Source organism: Aliivibrio sp. S10_S31 (assembly GCF_014694495.1).
In the GTDB taxonomy this organism is placed as follows: domain Bacteria; phylum Pseudomonadota; class Gammaproteobacteria; order Enterobacterales; family Vibrionaceae; genus Aliivibrio; species Aliivibrio fischeri.
Map to the genome: position 1 here is coordinate 1 of NZ_JAAUWR010000092.1, position 642 is coordinate 642.

At 40.3% G+C, this 642-nt stretch carries 1 protein-coding gene; it reads left to right on the top strand.

From position 1 onward, the window contains the following. On the top strand, positions 1-532 hold a 532-nt coding region (locus tag HC728_RS19755), incomplete at its 5' end, for a porin (RefSeq protein ID WP_190395984.1). Positions 533-642 lie beyond the last annotated feature (110 nt).

Sequence of the window (642 nt, forward strand, 5' to 3'; positions counted from 1 at the left end):
TTTCTCTTTTGCAGCTTCTGTTGGTCGTGATGATAATGCGAACGGTGGTGGTGCAGCGACTCGTGATTCTGCATTCGCAAGTGCTAACGCAAAATACAGCTTTGAAAAAGTAACATTAATGGGTGCGATTGAATCTGGCTCTGATTTTAATGGTGTTAAAAATCAAGATAACCAAGCGTACTTAGTAGGTATTGAAGCGTCTCTACCTGCAGGCTTTGGTTTTGCAGCAGCATATAAAATGGAAGCATTAGATAATTATGGTGGTGTTGCTGGGGCGGATGTAGATCAAGGCTCTTACTCTATCATCGGTCAATACTGGAATGGCCCTGTTGGTTTCAAACTGGGTTACGCTGCTAACTTAGAAGCAGAGGTAAACAGCACAACGGTGAAAAATTCTGACAGCAACACAATTTCAGGTCAGCTGATGATGGTTCATAACGGTTTCGTACCTTACCTACGTGTAGCTGGTCGTACTGAAGGCGATAATGATACAGATATCGTAACACGTATCGGTTTAGAGTACGGCTTCTAAGAAAAGTTGTTACTTAGCTAACTTTAAAAGCGCTGGCAAACTTTGTCAGCGTTTTTTACTTTAAGAGCATTTAAAATTTAAGGTGTATTAGGATGTATAAAAGAATTTTA